The organism is Klebsiella sp. C360 (genome assembly GCF_048822415.1).
In the GTDB taxonomy this organism is placed as follows: domain Bacteria; phylum Pseudomonadota; class Gammaproteobacteria; order Enterobacterales; family Enterobacteriaceae; genus Klebsiella; species Klebsiella quasipneumoniae.
Genome location: NZ_JBMEZZ010000003.1, coordinates 129405 through 146987 on the forward strand (window position 1 = coordinate 129405; position 17583 = coordinate 146987).

Annotated in this window: 14 protein-coding genes, 1 other RNA gene and 1 pseudogene; 9 read left to right on the forward strand and 7 right to left on the reverse strand. The window is 59.4% G+C overall.

From position 1 onward, the window contains the following. Nucleotides 1-184: 184 nt before the first annotated feature. Nucleotides 185-1618: a H+/gluconate symporter gene (locus ACOI7D_RS09495; protein WP_023290109.1), complete on the forward strand. Its 1434-nt coding sequence runs from the start codon at nt 185-187 to the stop codon at nt 1616-1618. Nucleotides 1619-1738: 120 nt separating this feature from the next. Further along, entirely contained in the window at nt 1739-2716 is a 978-nt protein-coding gene (gene btuC / locus ACOI7D_RS09500; RefSeq protein ID WP_023290108.1) for a vitamin B12 ABC transporter permease BtuC, read from the forward strand. Between the two features lie 45 nt (nt 2717-2761). Here btuC and ACOI7D_RS09505 read toward each other — a convergent pair whose 3' ends face one another. Continuing rightward, a complete protein-coding gene (locus ACOI7D_RS09505; RefSeq protein ID WP_004203125.1) occupies nt 2762-3562 on the reverse strand; it encodes a MetQ/NlpA family ABC transporter substrate-binding protein in 801 nt (266 codons plus the stop codon). A 236-nt stretch (nt 3563-3798) separates the two neighbouring features. On the opposite strand from ACOI7D_RS09505, the gene ACOI7D_RS09510 reads away from it, so the two are divergent. From ACOI7D_RS09510 to selO, 4 genes are all read left to right on the forward strand, one after another. After that, nucleotides 3799-4350 (forward strand): glutathione peroxidase, encoded by a 552-nt coding sequence (locus ACOI7D_RS09510; protein WP_101866368.1) that lies wholly within the window; start codon nt 3799-3801, stop codon nt 4348-4350. Continuing rightward, complete coding sequence (btuD, locus tag ACOI7D_RS09515) at nt 4350-5099, forward strand: vitamin B12 ABC transporter ATP-binding protein BtuD (RefSeq protein ID WP_032453263.1); 750 nt, start codon at nt 4350-4352, stop codon at nt 5097-5099. The genes ACOI7D_RS09510 and btuD overlap by 1 nt, the downstream gene beginning before the upstream one ends. Before the next feature lie 80 nt (nt 5100-5179). Continuing rightward, nucleotides 5180-5644, forward strand: a complete 465-nt coding sequence (locus ACOI7D_RS09520) for an NlpC/P60 family protein (protein ID WP_002909082.1) — start codon at nt 5180-5182, stop codon at nt 5642-5644. A 113-nt stretch (nt 5645-5757) separates the two neighbouring features. Beyond that, nucleotides 5758-7200: a protein adenylyltransferase SelO gene (gene selO, locus ACOI7D_RS09525; protein ID WP_109547210.1), complete on the forward strand. Its 1443-nt coding sequence runs from the start codon at nt 5758-5760 to the stop codon at nt 7198-7200. A gap of 29 nt (nt 7201-7229) precedes the next feature. Here selO and hemP read toward each other — a convergent pair whose 3' ends face one another. The 4 genes and pseudogenes from hemP to ACOI7D_RS09545 form a co-directional block, all read right to left on the reverse strand. Then, nucleotides 7230-7409 carry a hemin uptake protein HemP gene (gene hemP / locus ACOI7D_RS09530; RefSeq protein WP_023290103.1) on the reverse strand — a complete coding sequence of 60 codons (180 nt, stop codon included), beginning with the start codon at nt 7407-7409 and terminating at the stop codon, nt 7230-7232. Nucleotides 7410-7564: 155 nt separating this feature from the next. Further along, entirely contained in the window at nt 7565-8611 is a 1047-nt protein-coding gene (aroH, locus tag ACOI7D_RS09535) for a 3-deoxy-7-phosphoheptulonate synthase AroH (RefSeq protein WP_032453261.1), read from the reverse strand. A 154-nt stretch (nt 8612-8765) separates the two neighbouring features. Next, complete coding sequence (gene ppsR, locus ACOI7D_RS09540; protein WP_002909061.1) at nt 8766-9599, reverse strand: pyruvate, water dikinase regulatory protein; 834 nt, start codon at nt 9597-9599, stop codon at nt 8766-8768. Between the two features lie 147 nt (nt 9600-9746). Continuing rightward, a pseudogene (locus tag ACOI7D_RS09545) lies at nt 9747-9863 on the reverse strand (hypothetical protein); the annotation flags it as partial. Between the two features lie 75 nt (nt 9864-9938). On the opposite strand from ACOI7D_RS09545, the gene ppsA reads away from it, so the two are divergent. Further along, nucleotides 9939-12317: a phosphoenolpyruvate synthase gene (gene ppsA, locus ACOI7D_RS09550; protein WP_004203115.1), complete on the forward strand. Its 2379-nt coding sequence runs from the start codon at nt 9939-9941 to the stop codon at nt 12315-12317. An 86-nt stretch (nt 12318-12403) separates the two neighbouring features. On the opposite strand, the gene rprA is transcribed toward ppsA, so the two are convergent. Beyond that, nucleotides 12404-12511: antisense sRNA RprA (gene rprA, locus ACOI7D_RS09555), an RNA gene on the reverse strand. 189 nt (nt 12512-12700) lie between these two features. Then, nucleotides 12701-13813 carry an AI-2E family transporter YdiK gene (gene ydiK, locus ACOI7D_RS09560; RefSeq protein ID WP_023290101.1) on the reverse strand — a complete coding sequence of 371 codons (1113 nt, stop codon included), beginning with the start codon at nt 13811-13813 and terminating at the stop codon, nt 12701-12703. A 218-nt stretch (nt 13814-14031) separates the two neighbouring features. Here ydiK and ACOI7D_RS09565 point away from each other — a divergent pair, with 218 nt between their 5' ends. Beyond that, nucleotides 14032-17088, forward strand: a complete 3057-nt coding sequence (locus tag ACOI7D_RS09565) for an FAD-binding and (Fe-S)-binding domain-containing protein (protein ID WP_109547590.1) — start codon at nt 14032-14034, stop codon at nt 17086-17088. Continuing rightward, nucleotides 17085-17495: a 1,4-dihydroxy-2-naphthoyl-CoA hydrolase gene (gene menI / locus ACOI7D_RS09570; protein WP_064158377.1), complete on the forward strand. Its 411-nt coding sequence runs from the start codon at nt 17085-17087 to the stop codon at nt 17493-17495. Before ACOI7D_RS09565 ends, menI begins: the two co-directional genes overlap by 4 nt. Nucleotides 17496-17583: the final 88 nt, after the last annotated feature.

A 17583-nucleotide genomic window follows, 5' to 3' on the forward strand; every position in this document is an offset into this window, starting at 1 on the left:
GGTTACATATTGTGCTGCTGGCCCCGCCTGATGGCGGAATAAAACGCTCTCAGAATCGTTTCCTTTGTACCCCAACAGACCCTCAGGCTGCGGCCAATAATGAAAAAGAGGGAGGATATTTTCTGAGCAGGCCCCATACACCACCTGACCATCATGGTCGGATTGATTGGCATTAAGGAGTGTTATGAGTGACTCAACGCTCGCAGGCAATACGCCTGTCAGACGAAATATCACGCGAAAAAACGTTATTACCGGTCTGTTATTGCTGCTGTTCGTGTTGATTGCGCTGTGGTGCCACGGTCGACCGGGCAGCGAGCTTGGCCTGCTGGGATTTACGCCGCTGGTGGCGTTAGCGATATTATCGCTGATCGGCGTCGATATTGTGCTGGCGGTCATCTCCTCGATTATTATCGCCATGATCATGACCTCGACCGGTCTGCCGGAAATGGGCGCGATGCTGGCGAAATCCACCGGGTCATTTATTGCCACCGTCGGGCTTATCATTATGCTCGGCGCCGGCGTGGGGGAAGTGGCCACCCGCACCGGCGCGGCGGTTGAACTGGTGAAATTCGTGGTCCACCGTATTGGGCTGTCGAGCCAGACGCGGGTCAAGTTCGGCATTGTGGTGTCATCGATTTTAATTTGCGGTTCGCTGGGCACCATGGCCGGCGGCAATGCGATTATTGTCGCAGTGATTATCCCCGTAGCGGCGGCGGTACGCTTAACGCCGCCGACGGTAGCCGCGCTGATGATGACCGCCGGTTCCGTTGGACTCTTTACCGGGCCCTTCACCCCCAGCACCGTGACGATCCTCAGCCTCGGCGGTCTGAGCTATCCGGATTATCTGCTGTATGTCGGCCTGCCGATGAGCGCCGTCACCCTGTTAGCCGGCTGGATCATGGCCGGACGGATCCAGAAGATGACCGAAGGCAAACTGCGCTATGAGGTCGATCTCTCGGAAAAGCCGCAAGAGGACCTTAGCGCCGCGCAGCAGCGCCGGCGTAAATTAAGCGCGCTGGCTTTCGCCGCGACCATCATCGTGATGGCGGTGGTTGGGGTGGTGATTAAAGCCGGCTTCAGCTTTGCGATTATCGTCATGCTGCTGGTGGCACTGATGACCGGGCTGGTGGGCGGCCTGCGGCCGACGCAGATCCTGCAGGCGCTGTATCACGGCTGCGGTCGTCTGGTGTGGATGTTTATTCTCTACTGGCTGTATAACCCGATCCTTGAGCTGATGGATGGCCTGCACGCCTATCAGGGGCTGCTGGAGTATACCCAGCCGCTGCTGGAGGGGATCTCCCCGGCCTGGCTGTGCTTTAGCATCTTCGCGTTCAATATTATCGGCCATGTGCCCGGCGCGGCGGTAGCCCAGATGACCTTTACGCATAAAATCTTTGGCCCAATGCTGATGGCCGCCGGCGTGCCGCCGCAGGGGACCACCGCGGTGCTGCTGGCCTCGTCTCAGGTGGACTGGTTCGGGCCGTTTCCCTCATCGGACATGTTCGGCCAGATGGGGCTGGCGCAGTCTACACATCTGAAGTATATGCTCTATAACGGCTGGGCAATCGTGGTGGCGAACATCATTCTCTTCGCGCTGCTGTTTCAGATTCTGGTGTAAAGCGAGATGGTCGACGGGGGGAGCGTCCTCCGCGTCGACCTTTGGTCGCGAGGTTTTCCTTTTCTCACCGCGACACCCACCGTAAAATCAGCCTCTTGTTCCCACTGCGTAATGGAATCTATGCTGACTCTCGCCCATCTTCAACAGCGCCGCAGCCGGCGTTGGCTCCTTGGTTTAACGCTGTTGCTGCTGGTCACCCTGCTGATCAGCCTGTGCGCGGGGGATCAATGGATCCCGCCCGGCGAGTGGCTCAGCGCCAAAGGTCAGCTGTTTATCTGGCAGATCCGCCTGCCGCGGACCCTGGCGGTGCTGCTGGTGGGGGCGGCGCTGGCGCTCTCCGGAGCGATAATGCAGGCGCTGTTTGAAAATCCGCTGGCGGAACCGGGTCTGCTGGGCGTCTCCAACGGCGCGGGCGTCGGGCTGATTGCCGCCGTCCTGCTGGGTAAAGGCCTGTTACCGGGCTGGGCGCTCGGGCTGTGCGCAATCCTGGGCGCGCTGCTGATCACCTTTATTCTGCTGCGTTTTGCCCGCCGCCATCTTTCCACCAGCCGTCTGCTGCTGGCGGGGGTGGCGCTGGGGATCATCTGCAGCGCCCTGATGACCTGGGCGGTCTACTTCTCCACCTCTTTTGATCTGCGTCAGCTGATGTACTGGATGATGGGCGGGTTTGGCGGCGTCGACTGGCAGCAGCTGTGGCTGATGATAGCCCTCCTGCCAGCGCTCTGCTGGGTCTGTCTGCAGTCGCAACCCCTGAATTTACTGGCGCTGGGCGAAGTCTCCGCCCGTCAGCTCGGGCTGCCGCTGTGGCTGTGGCGTAAGCTGCTGGTGGTGGCGACCGGCTGGATGGTCGGCGTGAGCGTGGCGCTGGCGGGGGCGATTGGCTTTATCGGCCTGGTAATTCCGCACATTCTGCGGCTATGCGGCTTGAGCGATCATCGGGTCTTGCTCCCGGCCTGCATGCTGGCAGGGGCAAGCGCCTTGCTGGGGGCGGATATTATCGCCCGGCTGGCGCTTTCCGCCGCTGAGCTGCCGATTGGCGTGGTGACGGCGACGCTGGGCGCGCCGGTCTTTATCTGGTTGCTGCTGCGCTCGCGGTGACGGGGATAGCGTGACGCCGTCTGCAGGGACGGCGCCGGCTCGGGCTTACCAGCCTTTGATCGCGTCGCCTTTGTAGACTTCCTTCGCTTTTTCCGCGACTTCACTGGTCTGGAAGGCGGCTTTCAGTTCCTGAATTTTCTTGCTGTCCTTGTTATCCTCGCGGGCGACAATCGCATTCACGTAAGGGGAATCTGGTCCCTCCATGAACAGGCCGTCGCGGGCGGCCGACAGGCCCGCCTGGGCGGAGAAGTTGGTGTTAATGATTGACAGGCTGACGTTCGGGTCATCCAGGGTGCGGGTCAGCTGCGGGGTATCCACCTCCACAATTTTCAGCTGTTTCGGGTTGTCGATGATATCCAGCGTGGTGGGTAAATAGCCGACGCCCGGTTTCAGCTTGAGCAGCCCCTGCGCCTGAAGCAGCAGCAGGCTGCGGCCCAGGGTAGTGGTTTCATTAGAGATGGTCACCGTCGCTCCCTCGGGGAGCTCGCTGATATTTTTGATGCGATGTGAATAGGCGGCGATAGGGAAGACAAAGGTTTTACCGACCACCGCGAATTTATAGCCGCGCTCTTTCGACTGCGCCTCAAGGTACGGCAGGGTCTGGAAGGCGTTGGCATCCACATCTTTGTTGTTCAGCGCTTCGTTAGGCAGCACATAATCATTGAAGGAGACCACTTCGACGTCGAGGTGATATTTATCCTTCGCCACTTGCTCCACCACTTTCCAGATGGCTTCGTCCGGCCCGGTATTGATAGCGACTTTCACTTTATTATCTTCATCCGGAGAGCAGGCGCTCAGCAGGGCGACAGAGGCGGCGATTAACGCCAGGCTAAACAACTTCTTCATCAACAAAACTCTCTTAAATTAACAAGTAACGAAACCATATTACATTCATGGAACACTGTACACGTAAATAGGTGCCTGCCCAATTGAGAGGATTTCATGTTGCCGACGGGCAGCGAAGCGCTGTTACATCATGCGACAACTCGCGGGGATTGGCAGTAGAATGGCGGGCGCTGAATCCGCTACAGTAGATAGGGATCACCTTCACCGGAAACCGGTTTATCCATTGAGGACAGGCTATGCAACATGACATTCTGAATACCGAAGTGACGACCATTGATGGCGAGAAGACCACCCTGGCATCCTTTGCCGGCAAGGTACTGCTGATCGTCAATGTGGCCTCCAAATGCGGCCTGACGCCGCAGTATGAGCAACTGGAGGACCTGCAAAAGCAGTTTGCCGGCGAGGGCTTCAGCGTGCTGGGCTTCCCCTGCAACCAGTTCCTCGGCCAGGAGCCGGGGAGTGAAGAAGAGATTAAGACCTTCTGCAGCACCACCTACGGCGTCACCTTCCCGCTGTTCAGCAAGATTGACGTCAACGGCGAGCATCGCGCACCGCTCTATCAAAAGCTGGTTGCCGCCGCGCCGAAGGCGGTGGCCCCGGAAGGTAGCGGTTTTTATGAGCGGATGGCCAGCAAGGGCCGCGCGCCGCTGTACGTGGACGACATTCTGTGGAATTTCGAAAAATTCCTCGTCGATCGCCAGGGCAACGTCATTCAGCGCTTCTCTCCGGATATGACGCCGGACGATCCGCAGCTGTTGGCGGCGATTAAAGGAGCGCTGGCGAAATAATGTCATTTCTGATGCAGCTACAGGATGTAGAAGCGGCGGGGCGTCTGGCCCCGTTTTCTGCGGCCTTTCGCGCCGGGGAGATCGTCCACCTGGTGGGGCCGAACGGCGCAGGGAAGAGCACGCTGCTGGCCCGCATGGCGGGGCTGTCCGACGGCCCCGGCACGATTCATTTTAACGGACGGTTGCTTGACGAGTGGCCGGCGACGGAGCTGGCGCGCCGCCGCGGATATCTGTGCCAACAGCAGACCCCGCCGTTCGCCATGCCGGTGTGGCACTATCTGGCGCTGCACAGGCAGCAGCAGGGCGACAGCGCCCGGGTGAACGATATCGCGGCCAGGCTTGGCCTTGACAATAAGCTGGGCCGTCAGGTCAATCAGCTGTCGGGCGGCGAGTGGCAGCGCGTGCGGCTGGCGGCAGTGATCCTGCAGATCGATCCCTTAAGCAATCCCGCGGGTCAGCTGCTGCTGCTGGATGAGCCGATGAACAGTCTGGATGTGGCCCAGCAGGCGGCGCTGGATCGACTGCTACGCGAGCTGAGCGCGGCGGGAATTGCGGTGGTGATGAGCAGTCACGATCTCAACCACACTTTGCGCCATGCCGGACAGAGCTGGCTGCTCTGCCAGGGGGAAGCCATCGCCTGCGGGGAGACCGCCGAGGTGCTGAACGAGGAAAATTTAACCGCTGCCTATGCGATCCCGTTCCAGCGAGTGGAGGTGGCCGGTCATATTATGCTCATCGCGTCACAGTAGCACGCAGTTATCTTGTCACTATATTGATAAACAAGCTAAATTATTGCGATAAGAGACTAGGGACAGAGGGATCATCTGAAATGCGCTTCTGGTTCATGTTGGCGGCGGCGTTAATTTTAGCCGGCTGCAGCAGCCATCGGGCACCGCCGCCGAATCCTCGGCTGGCTGACTCCATTACGGTGGTGGCGAATCTGAACGAGCAGCTGCGCAGCTGGCGCGGCGCACCGTATCGCTACGGCGGCATGACGCCGCGCGGCGTCGACTGCTCCGGCTTTGTGGTGCGCACGTTTCGCGATAAATTTGCCCTCCAGCTGCCGCGCGAAACCCGCGAGCAGGCGGAAATCGGCACCCGAATTGATAAGCGCGATCTGCTGCCCGGCGATCTGGTGTTCTTCAAAACCGGCTCAGGCGAAAGCGGCCTGCACGTCGGCATCTACGATACCGATAACCAGTTTATTCATGCCTCCACCAGTCAGGGCGTCACCCGTTCCTCGCTGGATAACGTCTACTGGAACAAAAAATTCTGGCAGGCGCGGCGTATCTGACGTCATTCAGCGGCCGGAGGGAAGCGAGCGCTTCCCTTTTTTATGCCGATAACCCTGCACTCCGCCCGTGTTAATCCGCTGTTCCAGGCACTACACTGGAGAGAGGAGGAACCATGACCCTTTCTTTTACCACCCACTGGCGGGATGAACTGCCGGACTTTTACACTTCCCTGTCACCGACGCCACTCGATAACGCCCGACTCATCTGGCGCAACGCTCCGCTGGCGCAACAGCTGGGCGTCCCTGACGCGCTGTTTGCGCCGGAAAGCGGGGCCGGCGTCTGGGGCGGCGAAGCGCTGCTCCCGGGCATGTCGCCGCTGGCGCAGGTTTACAGTGGCCATCAGTTTGGCGCCTGGGCCGGCCAGCTGGGCGACGGACGCGGGATCCTGCTCGGTGAGCAGCAGCTGGCGGATGGCCGCCGTTACGACTGGCATCTGAAAGGCGCCGGCCTGACCCCCTATTCACGGATGGGGGACGGCCGCGCCGTGCTGCGCTCGACGATCCGGGAAAGCCTGGCGTCGGAGGCGATGCACGCCCTGGGGATCCCAACGACGCGCGCTCTGGCGATGGTCACCAGTGATACCCCGGTCTACCGCGAGCGCGTGGAGCCTGGCGCGATGCTGATGCGGGTGGCCGAGAGCCATGTCCGCTTTGGTCATTTCGAACATTTTTACTATCGTCGCGAGCCGCAGAAGGTTCAGCAGCTGGCCGATTATGTCATTCGTCACCACTGGCCGCAGCTGCAGGATGAAGCGGACAAGTACCTGTTATGGTTCCGTGACGTTGTCACGCGTACCGCGCAGACCATCGCCAGCTGGCAAACCGTGGGCTTTGCCCATGGGGTGATGAATACCGACAACATGTCGATTCTCGGTTTGACCATCGACTACGGGCCGTATGGCTTCCTTGACGATTTTCAGCCGGACTTTATCTGCAACCACTCCGATTACCAGGGGCGCTACAGTTTTGAAAACCAGCCGGCGGTGGGGCTGTGGAATCTGCAGCGTCTGGCCCAGTCGCTGTCGCCGTTCATCAGCGCCGAAGCGCTGAACGCGGCGCTGGATGAGTATCAGCACGCCTTGCTGACCGCCTATGGCCAGCGGATGCGCGACAAACTTGGCCTGTTCACTCAGCAGAAAGGGGATAACGATCTGCTCGACGGTCTGTTTGCCCTGATGATCCGCGAGAGAAGCGACTATACCCGAACGTTCCGCCTGCTGAGCCACAGCGAACAGCTCAGCGCGGCCTCGCCGCTGCGCGACGAGTTTATCGACCGTGCGGCATTCGACAGCTGGTTCGCCAGCTATCGCGCGCGGCTTCGTGATGAACAGGTGGAGGATGCCCAGCGCCAGCAGCGGATGCAGGGCGTCAACCCGGCGCTGGTGTTACGTAACTGGCTGGCGCAGCGGGCGATCGAGCAGGCTGAGGCTGGCGATCTGGGGGAGCTGGAGCGTCTGCATGCCGCGCTGGCCGATCCCTTCACCGATCGCGAGGACGACTACGTCCGTCGGCCGCCGGACTGGGGGAAACGTCTGGAAGTCAGCTGCTCGAGCTAACTCGCCTCGCCCCGCGCGCTGCGGGGCGATTATTTGGTCAGGATCAACTTCCCGGCGTGGGTCTGGCGCAACAGATAGCGCTGGCCGCCATGCTCAATGACTACCCGTCCTTCGCTGCCTAACAGAACCCGACTGCTGATCTGTCTGTCCGTCGCCACGGGATAGGGGGCATTGTCTTTTGGTTTTTCAGCTGTGGCAGTGTTATCCATACGCGTCATAGCTCTCAAAATAAAAATCAAAGCAACAATGATAATCATTATCAATAATGTTGTTTTTGACGGCAAGCGTTATTTATCACGTTACCGAATTTGGTAGGGGAATGGCAGAAGGGGATCGCCCACCGCAGGCGCGGCGGGCGGAGCGGTCACAGACGGGTGGCCGTGGCGGCCGCCAGTTCGCTCAATAAACGTTCGCTGTCTTCCCAGCTCAGGCAGGGATCGGTGATCGACTGGCCCCAGGCCAGCGGCTGGCCGGGAACCACTTTCTGGGTCCCTTCCTGCAGGAAGCTCTCCGCCATAATGCCGGCGATGGCGGTAGAGCCCGCGCGAATTTGCTGACAGATATCGGCGCACACCTCCAGCTGACGGCGATGCTGCTTCTGGCAGTTGCCATGGCTGAAGTCGACCACCAGCTGCTCCGGCAGATTGAATTCACGCAGCGCTTCGCCGGCGGCGGCGATATCCTCGGCGTGATAGTTCGGCCGTTTGCCGCCGCGCATAATGATATGCCCGTACGGGTTGCCGCTGGTCTGGTAAATCGTCATCTGCCCCTGCTTGTCCGGAGAGAGGAACATATGGCTGGCGCGGGAGGCGCGGATGGCGTCTACGGCGATGCGCGTATTGCCGTCGGTACCGTTTTTAAACCCGACCGGGCAGGAGAGCGCCGAGGCCATTTCACGGTGGATCTGGCTTTCCGTGGTGCGCGCCCCGATGGCTCCCCAGCTGATGAGATCGGCGATAAACTGACCGGTCACCATATCGAGAAACTCGGTGGCCGTCGGCACCCCCAGCTCATTAACCTGCAGCAGCAGGCGCCGTGCCAGTTCAATACCGTGGTTGACCCGATAGCTGCCGTTGAGGTCCGGGTCGGAGATTAAGCCTTTCCAGCCCACCACGGTACGGGGTTTTTCAAAGTAGGTGCGCATCACGATCTCCAGCTGCGGCTGGTAGCGCTCGCGCATGGTCTGCAGGCGGCGGGCATACTCCATCGCCGCGTCGGTGTCGTGAATGGAGCAGGGGCCGATAATCACCAGCAGGCGGCGGTCTTCGCCGTTGAGGATTTTTTCAATGCGGCGACGGGAGGCCGAGACGTGGGCGGCCACGTCGGCGGTGACGGGATGGCGCTGGGCCAGCTCCGCGGGCGTTACCAGGCTTTCAATGCGCGCGGTACGCAATTCGTCTGTTTTATTCATTGGGGTCTCAAAAATCTGTTTCTTCGCCAGCGAAAATGCCGGGAAGTGATGCGCATCACGATAAACCAATCCCTGCTTATTGCAAGAGCAGGGCATGATCCTGTATAGGCCACGGGTGATAGCATAAACAAATTTTTAATAATGTACTAGTGTATTAGTACATCCTGCGATTCAGCCCCATGATGTCCATGATTTTTGTCGCTATTTCCTCAACGGAATAGTTGGTGCTGTTCAGGCAGGGAATTTTATTCTTGCGATACAGCGCCTCCACTTCGGTCACTTCCATCCGACACTGGCGCAGCGAAGCGTAGCGGCTGTTCTCCCGGCGCTCCTCGCGGATCGCCGCCAGACGCTCCGGATTGATGGTCAGGCCGAACATCTTATGCTGCAGGGGTTTCAGCGACGCCGGCAGAACCAGATTGTCCATATCGTCGGCGATAAACGGATAGTTGGCGGCGCGAATGCCGTACTGCATAGCGAGGTACAGACTGGTGGGCGTCTTGCCGCAGCGCGACACGCCGAGGAGGATCACCTGCGCCTGGTCAAGGTTGCGCAGCGAGATGCCATCGTCATGGGCGAGGGTGTAATCGATGGCGGCGATGCGCGCATCGTATTTGATCAGGTTCCCGGGGTTCAGGCCGTGGGTGCGGTGGGCCACTGGCGTCGGGTCGAGGTTGAGCTCCTGCTGCAGCGGGGCCACCAGCGCCTGAACGATATCCTGACAAAAGCCCTCGCTTTGCAGAATGATATCGCGGATCTCCGGAATAACGATGGAATAGAACACCAGCGGGCGGATGCCCGTTTGCTGATAAATGGCGTCGATCTGCTCTTTCACCGCCCGCGCGCGGCTGATATTTTCCACAAACGGCAGGGTCACGCTGCTGATGGCGACCGGGAATTGCGACATGACGGCATGCCCCAGCACCTCCGCCGTAATGGCGGTACCGTCAGAAATATAAAATACGTGGCGATCTACAGCACTTTCCATTTTGACCATCCGGTATAATGAGTTTAATTGCCTGAAAGCGGATATTAAATTTAAGCATATCCCTGTTTGATTTGTCTCTTCTTAAAATTGAAACACTATTTTTGTTTTTTATGAAAAGGGTGGTTCATTTTCTTTTTTCTGCCGTAATTTCCAGCGTTTTTCGTCATAATTCCTAAAAATCATTGAGTTATCTATATCGGGGGAACAGTCCGAAAAAAGAAAAAATAATTTGCTTGAACGATTCACCGTTTTTTTCAGCACCATAAATATGTCAGGATAATCTTGCAGTCGATCGTGAAATTTTTTTCACTGGTATTAAATCACAAAAGGATTGTCTCGATGTCCAACAATGGCTCGTCACCGCTGGTGCTTTGGTATAACCAACTCGGCATGAATGATGTAGACAGAGTTGGGGGCAAAAATGCCTCCCTTGGTGAAATGATTACGAATCTGTCCGGTATGGGTGTGTCCGTACCTAACGGGTTTGCCACCACCGCTGATGCTTTCAATCAGTTCCTGGACCAAAGCGGTGTTAACCAGCGCATTTATGCGCTGCTGGATGAAACCGACATTGACGACGTTTCCGCATTAGCGAAAGCGGGCGCGCAGATCCGACAGTGGATCATCGATACCCCCTTCCAGAGCGAACTGGAAAACGCGATTCGCGATGCTTATGACCTGCTGTCCGCCGATGACGCCGAGGCCTCATTCGCCGTGCGCTCTTCCGCCACCGCGGAAGATATGCCGGACGCCTCCTTCGCCGGGCAGCAAGAGACATTCCTCAACGTGCAGGGCTTTGACGCCGTGCTCGTTGCCGTGAAGCACGTGTTTGCTTCACTGTTTAACGATCGCGCGATCTCCTATCGCGTGCATCAGGGTTACGATCACCGCGGCGTGGCGCTCTCCGCCGGGGTGCAGAGGATGGTCCGCTCCGATCTGGCCTCCTCCGGCGTCATGTTCTCCATCGATACCGAATCCGGCTTTGACCAGGTGGTGTTTATCACCTCGGCGTGGGGGTTGGGCGAGATGGTGGTGCAGGGCGCGGTGAACCCGGACGAATTCTACGTCCACAAACCGACGCTGGCCGCTGGCCGCCCGGCGATCGTGCGCCGCACCATGGGGTCGAAAAAGATCCGCATGGTTTACGCGCCGACTCAGGAGCACGGCAAGCAGGTGCGTATCGAAGATGTGCCGCAGGCGCAGCGCGATATCTTCTCGTTAACCAACGAGGAGGTGCAGGAGCTGGCGAAGCAGGCGGTGCAGATCGAGAAGCACTACGGCCGTCCGATGGATATCGAGTGGGCGAAAGATGGCCACACCGGTAAGCTGTTTATCGTCCAGGCGCGTCCGGAAACCGTGCGTTCCCGCGGCCAGGTGATGGAGCGTTATACCCTCCACGCTCAGGGGCAGATCATCGCCGAAGGGCGTGCCATCGGCCACCGCATTGGCGCCGGTCCAGTGAAGGTGATCCACGATATCAGCGAGATGAACCGCATTGAGCCAGGCGATGTGCTGGTTACCGATATGACCGACCCGGACTGGGAACCGATCATGAAGAAAGCCTCGGCGATCGTCACCAACCGCGGCGGACGTACCTGCCACGCGGCGATCATCGCTCGTGAGCTGGGTATTCCGGCGGTGGTCGGCTGCGGCGATGCCACCGATCGCATTCAGGAAAACCAGAACGTGACCGTCTCCTGCGCCGAAGGCGACACCGGCTATGTCTACGCCGAGCTGCTGGACTTCAGCGTCAAGAGCTCCAGCGTCGGCGACATGCCGGATCTGCCGCTGAAGGTGATGATGAACGTCGGCAACCCGGATCGCGCCTTCGACTTCGCCTGCCTGCCGAACGAAGGCGTGGGTCTGGCGCGGCTGGAATTTATCATCAACCGCATGATTGGCGTTCACCCGCGCGCGCTGCTGGAGTTTGACGACCAGGAGCCGGGTCTGCAGAATGAAATCCGCGAGCTGATGAAAGGCTACGATTCGCCGAGAGAGTTCTACGTTGGCCGCCTGACCGAAGGGATCGCCACCCTTGGCGCCGCGTTCTATCCGAAACGGGTGATTGTGCGCCTCTCTGACTTCAAGTCGAACGAATACGCCAACCTGGTGGGCGGCGAGCGCTATGAGCCGGAAGAAGAGAACCCAATGCTCGGCTTCCGCGGCGCCGGACGCTACGTTTCCGAAAGCTTCCGCGACTGCTTCGCGCTGGAATGTGAAGCGATGAAGCGCGTGCGTAACGACATGGGGCTGACCAACGTCGAAGTGATGGTGCCGTTCGTCCGTACCGTCGCCCAGGCGAAAGCGGTGGTCGAAGAGCTGGAGCGTCAGGGGCTGAAGCGCGGCGAGAACGGGCTGAAGATCATCATGATGTGCGAGATCCCGTCGAACGCGTTGCTGGCCGAGCAGTTCCTCGAGTACTTCGACGGCTTCTCCATCGGCTCGAACGACATGACCCAGCTGGCGCTCGGTCTGGACCGCGACTCCGGCGTGGTCTCTGAGCTGTTTGATGAACGCAACGACGCGGTGAAAGCGCTGCTGTCGATGGCGATCCGCGCGGCGAAGCAGCAGGGTAAATACGTCGGCATCTGCGGCCAGGGGCCGTCTGACCATGAAGATTTCGCCGCCTGGCTGATGGAGGAGGGGATTGATAGCCTGTCCCTCAACCCGGATACCGTGGTGCAAACCTGGTTAGGTCTGGCGGAACTGAATAAATAAGTTCGCCCTGACAGTACAGATCCCCGGCAGCGATGCCGGGGATTTTTTTTGCCGGTGTCAGGCCGCCCGGCGTCGCGATGCGCAGGACAAAAAAAAGCCCATCGTGGGAGATGGGCAAAGACTACACACAGCAATTCGTTGTTTCACTCAGGGGATTTCCATGCTTATAAATCAAGGTGTTGATTTATAACCGTGAGCTAATAGTAGGCAGCGGGGCCTTTGCCGTCGATCAGATTCCTCTCAATAGTTAAATTGTTGTGAAGGACCGGGAGGGTAAAAGCGGGTGAGGGGCGTACAAGGCTGGCGTTTTGCCGCCGATCAATAAATTTTGCTTAACAATTGTCCAGGGGGGAGACAGGCGGGTCCCCCCGCCTGACAGGGCATTACTTGCGCCCGGCCTCCAGCTCGCTGAGCTCTTCGAGCACGACATCGGGGTCTTTCGGCGGCGGCGGCACTTCGTGCACCCAGGCGTCATACAGGCGCCAGGAGACGGCCAGCAGCACCGGACCGATAAACAGGCCGATCATGCCGAAGGCGATCAGGCCGCCAATGACGCCGGTAAGAATGAGGATCATCGGCAGGTCGGCGCCCATACGGATAAGCACCGGACGGATAACGTTGTCCATGGTGCCGACCACGCAGCTCCACACCAGCAGCACGGTGCCCCAGGTGGTGTCCCCGCTCCAGTAAAGCCAGATAATCGACGGCACCAGAACCAGCAAAGGCCCGAGCTGGACCAGACAGGTAAAGATCATCACCACGGTCAGCAGGGCGGCGTAGGGCACGCCGGAGATGGCAAGGCCGATCCCGCCCAGCACCGCCTGAGTGAGGGCCGTCACCACCACGCCCAGCGCCACGGCGCGCACGGCCTGGCCGGCCAGCAGCACGGCGGCGTCACCGCGTTTAGCCGCCAGGCGCGTGGCGAAATAGCGAAAACCGTAGGCCACCTGCTCGCCGCGCCAATAAAGCAGCGCGCTGAACAACAGCATCAGGCCGCAGTAGACCAGCAGCTTGCCGATGTGCGCCGCCTGACCGACAAACCAGCTGGTGGTGGTGCCAATGTAGGGGCGAACCTTGGCCATAATCGCCGAGCCGCCCATATCCAGCAGGCCATGCCAGGCGGCGTAGAGCTTATCGCCGACCAGCGGCACGCTGTTGAGCCAGGCGAAATCCGGCAGCGTCACATTTCCGCTGCTGATGAGTTTGATCAGCGGAACGCTGTTATCCACCAGGCTGTTGACCAGCAGAGCGATAGGAATCACGAATAGCAAAAACAGCAGCAGGGTCATCGCCAGCACCGCCAGCATCCGTTTGCCGAACAGCACGCGCTGCAGACGCAGCAGCACCGGCCAGGTGGCGATCACCACGGTGCCGGCCCAGGCGAAGGACAGAATAAACGGCTGCACAACCCACAGGCAGGATATGATAATCAGGGCCAGGAACAGCACCGACAGCAGTATTTGCGGTATGTCCCGAGGCTGATGGGGGTTAATCATAGAGAATTTTTACCTTTCCAGTCGCGCCAAAAAGCTGGCGCCGCGTAAATCCATGTACTGATAATAATATCAATAATTTTGCCGGGCTGATTTTGCACAGAAAACACGTGGGCGCATATGAAAAAAATGTGATAAAAAGTTGAATGCGCTACGCAAACGTTTAGTTAGCACCAACACAATATTTTCAAACACAACATAGTCAGGCAGGGTCAAGTGTGATGATCCCACAAATTTCTCAGGCGCCAGGGGTAGTTCAACTGGTGCTGAATTTTTTGCAGGTACTGGAGCAACAGGGTTTTACCGGCGATACCGCCACCAGCTATGCCGACAGGCTGACGATGGCCACCGACAACAGCGTCTATCAGCTGCTGCCGGATGCGGTCCTGTTTCCACGTTCCACGGCAGACGTAGCGTTACTGGCGCGGGTCGCCGCCGAACCACGCTTTAAATCGCTGATCTTCACCCCGCGCGGCGGAGGCACCGGCACCAACGGCCAGGCGCTGAACGGCGGAATTATCGTCGATATGTCCCGCTATATGAACCGCATTATTGAAATCAACCCCGAAGAGGGTTGGGTGCGCGTCGAAGCCGGAGTCATCAAAGATCAGCTGAACCAGTTTCTTAAACCCTATGGTTACTTCTTTGCGCCTGAGCTCTCCACCAGCAACCGCGCCACCCTGGGCGGGATGATAAACACCGACGCCTCCGGACAGGGATCGCTGGTGTATGGTAAAACGTCGGATCACGTGCTTGGCCTGCGGGCGGTGCTGATGGGCGGGGATATCCTCGATACCCAGGCGGTGCCGGTGGCGCTGGCGGAGACGCTTGGCAATACGCCCTCGACGATAGGGCGGATTTACAACACGGTCTACCAGCGCTGCAAGGCGCAGCGCGAGCTAATCATTGATAAGTTTCCCAAACTCAACCGCTTCCTCACCGGATACGATCTGCGCCACGTCTTTAACGATGAGATGAGCGAGTTCGACCTGACCCGTATTTTAACTGGTTCGGAAGGGACGTTGGCGTTTATCACCGAAGCGCGGCTGGATATTACCCGCCTGCCGAAGGTACGCCGGCTGGTCAACGTCAAATATGACTCCTTTGACTCTGCGCTGCGAAATGCGCCCTTTATGGTGGAGGCCAAGGCCCTGTCGGTGGAGACCGTCGACTCTAAAGTCCTCAATCTGGCGCGCGAGGATATCGTCTGGCACTCGGTGAACGAACTGATCACCGACGTACCGGATAAAGAGATGCTCGGGCTCAATATCGTTGAATTCGCCGGGGATGACGCGGCGCTGATTGACCAGCAGGTCACCACGCTGTGCCGGCGTCTGGACGAGCTGATGGCCCGCAGCGAGGCGGGGGTCATCGGCTGGCAGGTCTGTCACGATCTTGATGGCGTGGAGCGCATCTACGCCATGCGCAAGAAGGCGGTAGGCCTGTTGGGCAATGCCAAAGGCGCCGCCAAGCCGATCCCCTTTGCCGAGGATACCTGCGTCCCGCCCGAACACCTGGCGGATTATATCGTCGAGTTTCGCGCGCTGCTCGACAGCCACGGCCTGAGCTACGGCATGTTTGGCCACGTCGACGCCGGGGTGCTGCACGTGCGCCCGGCGCTGGACATGTGCGATCCGCAGCAGGAGTTGCTGATGAAGCAGATCTCCGACGATGTGGTAGCGCTGACGGCGAAGTATGGCGGTCTGCTGTGGGGGGAACATGGCAAAGGCTTCCGCGCCGAGTACAGCCCGGCATTCTTTGGCGAGGCGCTGTACGGCGAGCTGCGGAAGATCAAAGCGGTCTTCGATCCGGATAACCGCCTGAACCCGGGGAAAATTTGTCCGCCGGAAGGGATCGACGCGCCGATGATGAAAGTCGACGCGGTGAAGCGCGGCACCTGGGATCGGCAGATCCCTATCGCGGTGCGCAGCGCCTGGCGCGGGGCGATGGAGTGTAATGGCAACGGGCTGTGCTTCAACTTTGACGTAAAAAGCCCGATGTGTCCGTCGATGAAGGTGAGCAACCAGCGCATCCACTCGCCGAAAGGGCGGGCGACGCTGGTCCGCGAATGGCTGCGTCTGCTGGCGGATCGCGGCGTCGATCCCAATCAGCTGGAGAAGGCGCTGCCGGAGCAGGGCGTTAGCCTGCGCTCGCTGGTGGCGCGCACGCGCAACAGCTGGCATGCGCGCAAAGGGGAATATGATTTCTCGCACGAGGTCAAAGAGGCGATGTCCGGCTGTCTGGCCTGCAAAGCCTGTTCGACCCAGTGCCCGATCAAAATCGATGTCCCGGAGTTCCGCTCACGCTTCCTGCAGCTGTACCACAGCCGCTATCTGCGGCCGGTGCGCGATCATCTGGTGGCGTCGGTGGAATCCTATGCGCCGCTGATGGCCCAGGCGCCGAAGACTTTTAACTTCTTCATGAACCAGCCGTGGCTGAAAAAGCTGTCGGAGAAGCATATCGGGATGGTCGATCTGCCGCTGCTCTCGGCGCCGTCGCTGAAGCAGCAGATGGCCGGCCACCGCTCCGCCAACATGACCCTTGAGCAGCTCGAAGCGCTGAGCGCCGAGCAGAAAGCGAAGATGGTGCTGGTGGTACAGGATCCCTTTACCAGCTATTACGACGCCCAGGTGGTGGCTGACTTTATCCGTCTGGTTGAGGCCTTAGGCTATCAGCCGGTGCTGCTGCCGTTCTCGCCGAACGGCAAGGCGCAGCATATTAAAGGATTCCTGACCCGCTTCGCGCGCACCGCGCAGAAAACGGCAGACTTCCTTAACCGCGTGGCGCAGCTGGGTATGCCGCTGGTCGGCGTCGATCCGGCGCTGGTGCTTTGCTACCGCGATGAATACAAGCAAACGCTTGGCGACAAGCGCGGCGATTTTCAGGTGCTGTTAGTCCATGAGTGGTTGCCGAAGGTCCTGACCGCCGACGCCCGTCCCGATCCGGGCGGCGAGCCCTGGTACCTGTTCGGTCACTGTACGGAAGTGACCGCGCTGCCGGCGGCGACGAAGCAGTGGGCAGAGATTTTTGCCCACTTCGGCGCGAAGCTGGAAAATGTCAGCGTCGGGTGCTGCGGGATGGCAGGCACCTATGGTCATGAAGTGAAAAACCATGCCAACTCGCTGGCCATTTACGCGCTCTCCTGGCAGCAGGCGATGCAGCGGCTGCCGCGTAACCGCTGTCTGGTGACGGGCTACTCCTGCCGCAGCCAGGTGAAGCGCATTGAAGGCAGCGGCGTTCGCCACCCGCTGCAGGCGTTACTGGAGATAATCGGATGATTTGGAAACGTCAGGCCACGCTGGAGCAGCTCAACCGGCTCGGTGAGGGAAACATGGTAGGGCTGTTGGATATTCGCTTTGAGACCTTTACCGACGATACGCTGGAGGCCACCATGCCGGTGGATGGCCGTACACAGCAGCCGTTTGGCCTGCTGCACGGCGGGGCGTCGGTGGTGCTGGCGGAGACGCTGGGGTCGGTGGCGGGTTATCTGTGCAGCGAAGGCGAACAGAAGGTGGTGGGGCTGGAGGTTAACGCCAACCACATTCGTTCGGCGCGCGGGGGCCGGGTGCGGGGCGTGTGCAGAGCGCTGCACGTCGGGACTCGCCACCAGGTCTGGCAAATTGAAATCTTCGACGAACAGTCGCGATTATGCTGTTCATCGCGGCTAACCACCGCGGTAATATAAGTCATGACCGGGAGGCGAATAGCCTCCCTTTTTTCAGGGGAATAAGCGGGGGCGGGGCCGCCAGCGCGAAACATCAGGCCAGCTGCGC

Coding starts and splice junctions, on each gene's coding strand:
- ACOI7D_RS09565 (WP_109547590.1), top strand. CDS start 14,032: ATGATCCCACAAATTTCTCAGGCGCCAGGGGTAGTTCAACTGGTGCTG.
- ACOI7D_RS09520 (WP_002909082.1), top strand. CDS start 5,180: ATGCGCTTCTGGTTCATGTTGGCGGCGGCGTTAATTTTAGCCGGCTGC.
- ppsA (WP_004203115.1), top strand. CDS start 9,939: ATGTCCAACAATGGCTCGTCACCGCTGGTGCTTTGGTATAACCAACTC.
- ACOI7D_RS09505 (WP_004203125.1), bottom strand. CDS start 3,562: ATGAAGAAGTTGTTTAGCCTGGCGTTAATCGCCGCCTCTGTCGCCCTG.
- ACOI7D_RS09495 (WP_023290109.1), top strand. CDS start 185: ATGAGTGACTCAACGCTCGCAGGCAATACGCCTGTCAGACGAAATATC.
- ppsR (WP_002909061.1), bottom strand. CDS start 9,599: ATGGAAAGTGCTGTAGATCGCCACGTATTTTATATTTCTGACGGTACC.
- btuC (WP_023290108.1), top strand. CDS start 1,739: ATGCTGACTCTCGCCCATCTTCAACAGCGCCGCAGCCGGCGTTGGCTC.
- menI (WP_064158377.1), top strand. CDS start 17,085: ATGATTTGGAAACGTCAGGCCACGCTGGAGCAGCTCAACCGGCTCGGT.
- hemP (WP_023290103.1), bottom strand. CDS start 7,409: ATGGATAACACTGCCACAGCTGAAAAACCAAAAGACAATGCCCCCTAT.
- aroH (WP_032453261.1), bottom strand. CDS start 8,611: ATGAATAAAACAGACGAATTGCGTACCGCGCGCATTGAAAGCCTGGTA.
- btuD (WP_032453263.1), top strand. CDS start 4,350: ATGTCATTTCTGATGCAGCTACAGGATGTAGAAGCGGCGGGGCGTCTG.
- ydiK (WP_023290101.1), bottom strand. CDS start 13,813: ATGATTAACCCCCATCAGCCTCGGGACATACCGCAAATACTGCTGTCG.
- selO (WP_109547210.1), top strand. CDS start 5,758: ATGACCCTTTCTTTTACCACCCACTGGCGGGATGAACTGCCGGACTTT.
- ACOI7D_RS09510 (WP_101866368.1), top strand. CDS start 3,799: ATGCAACATGACATTCTGAATACCGAAGTGACGACCATTGATGGCGAG.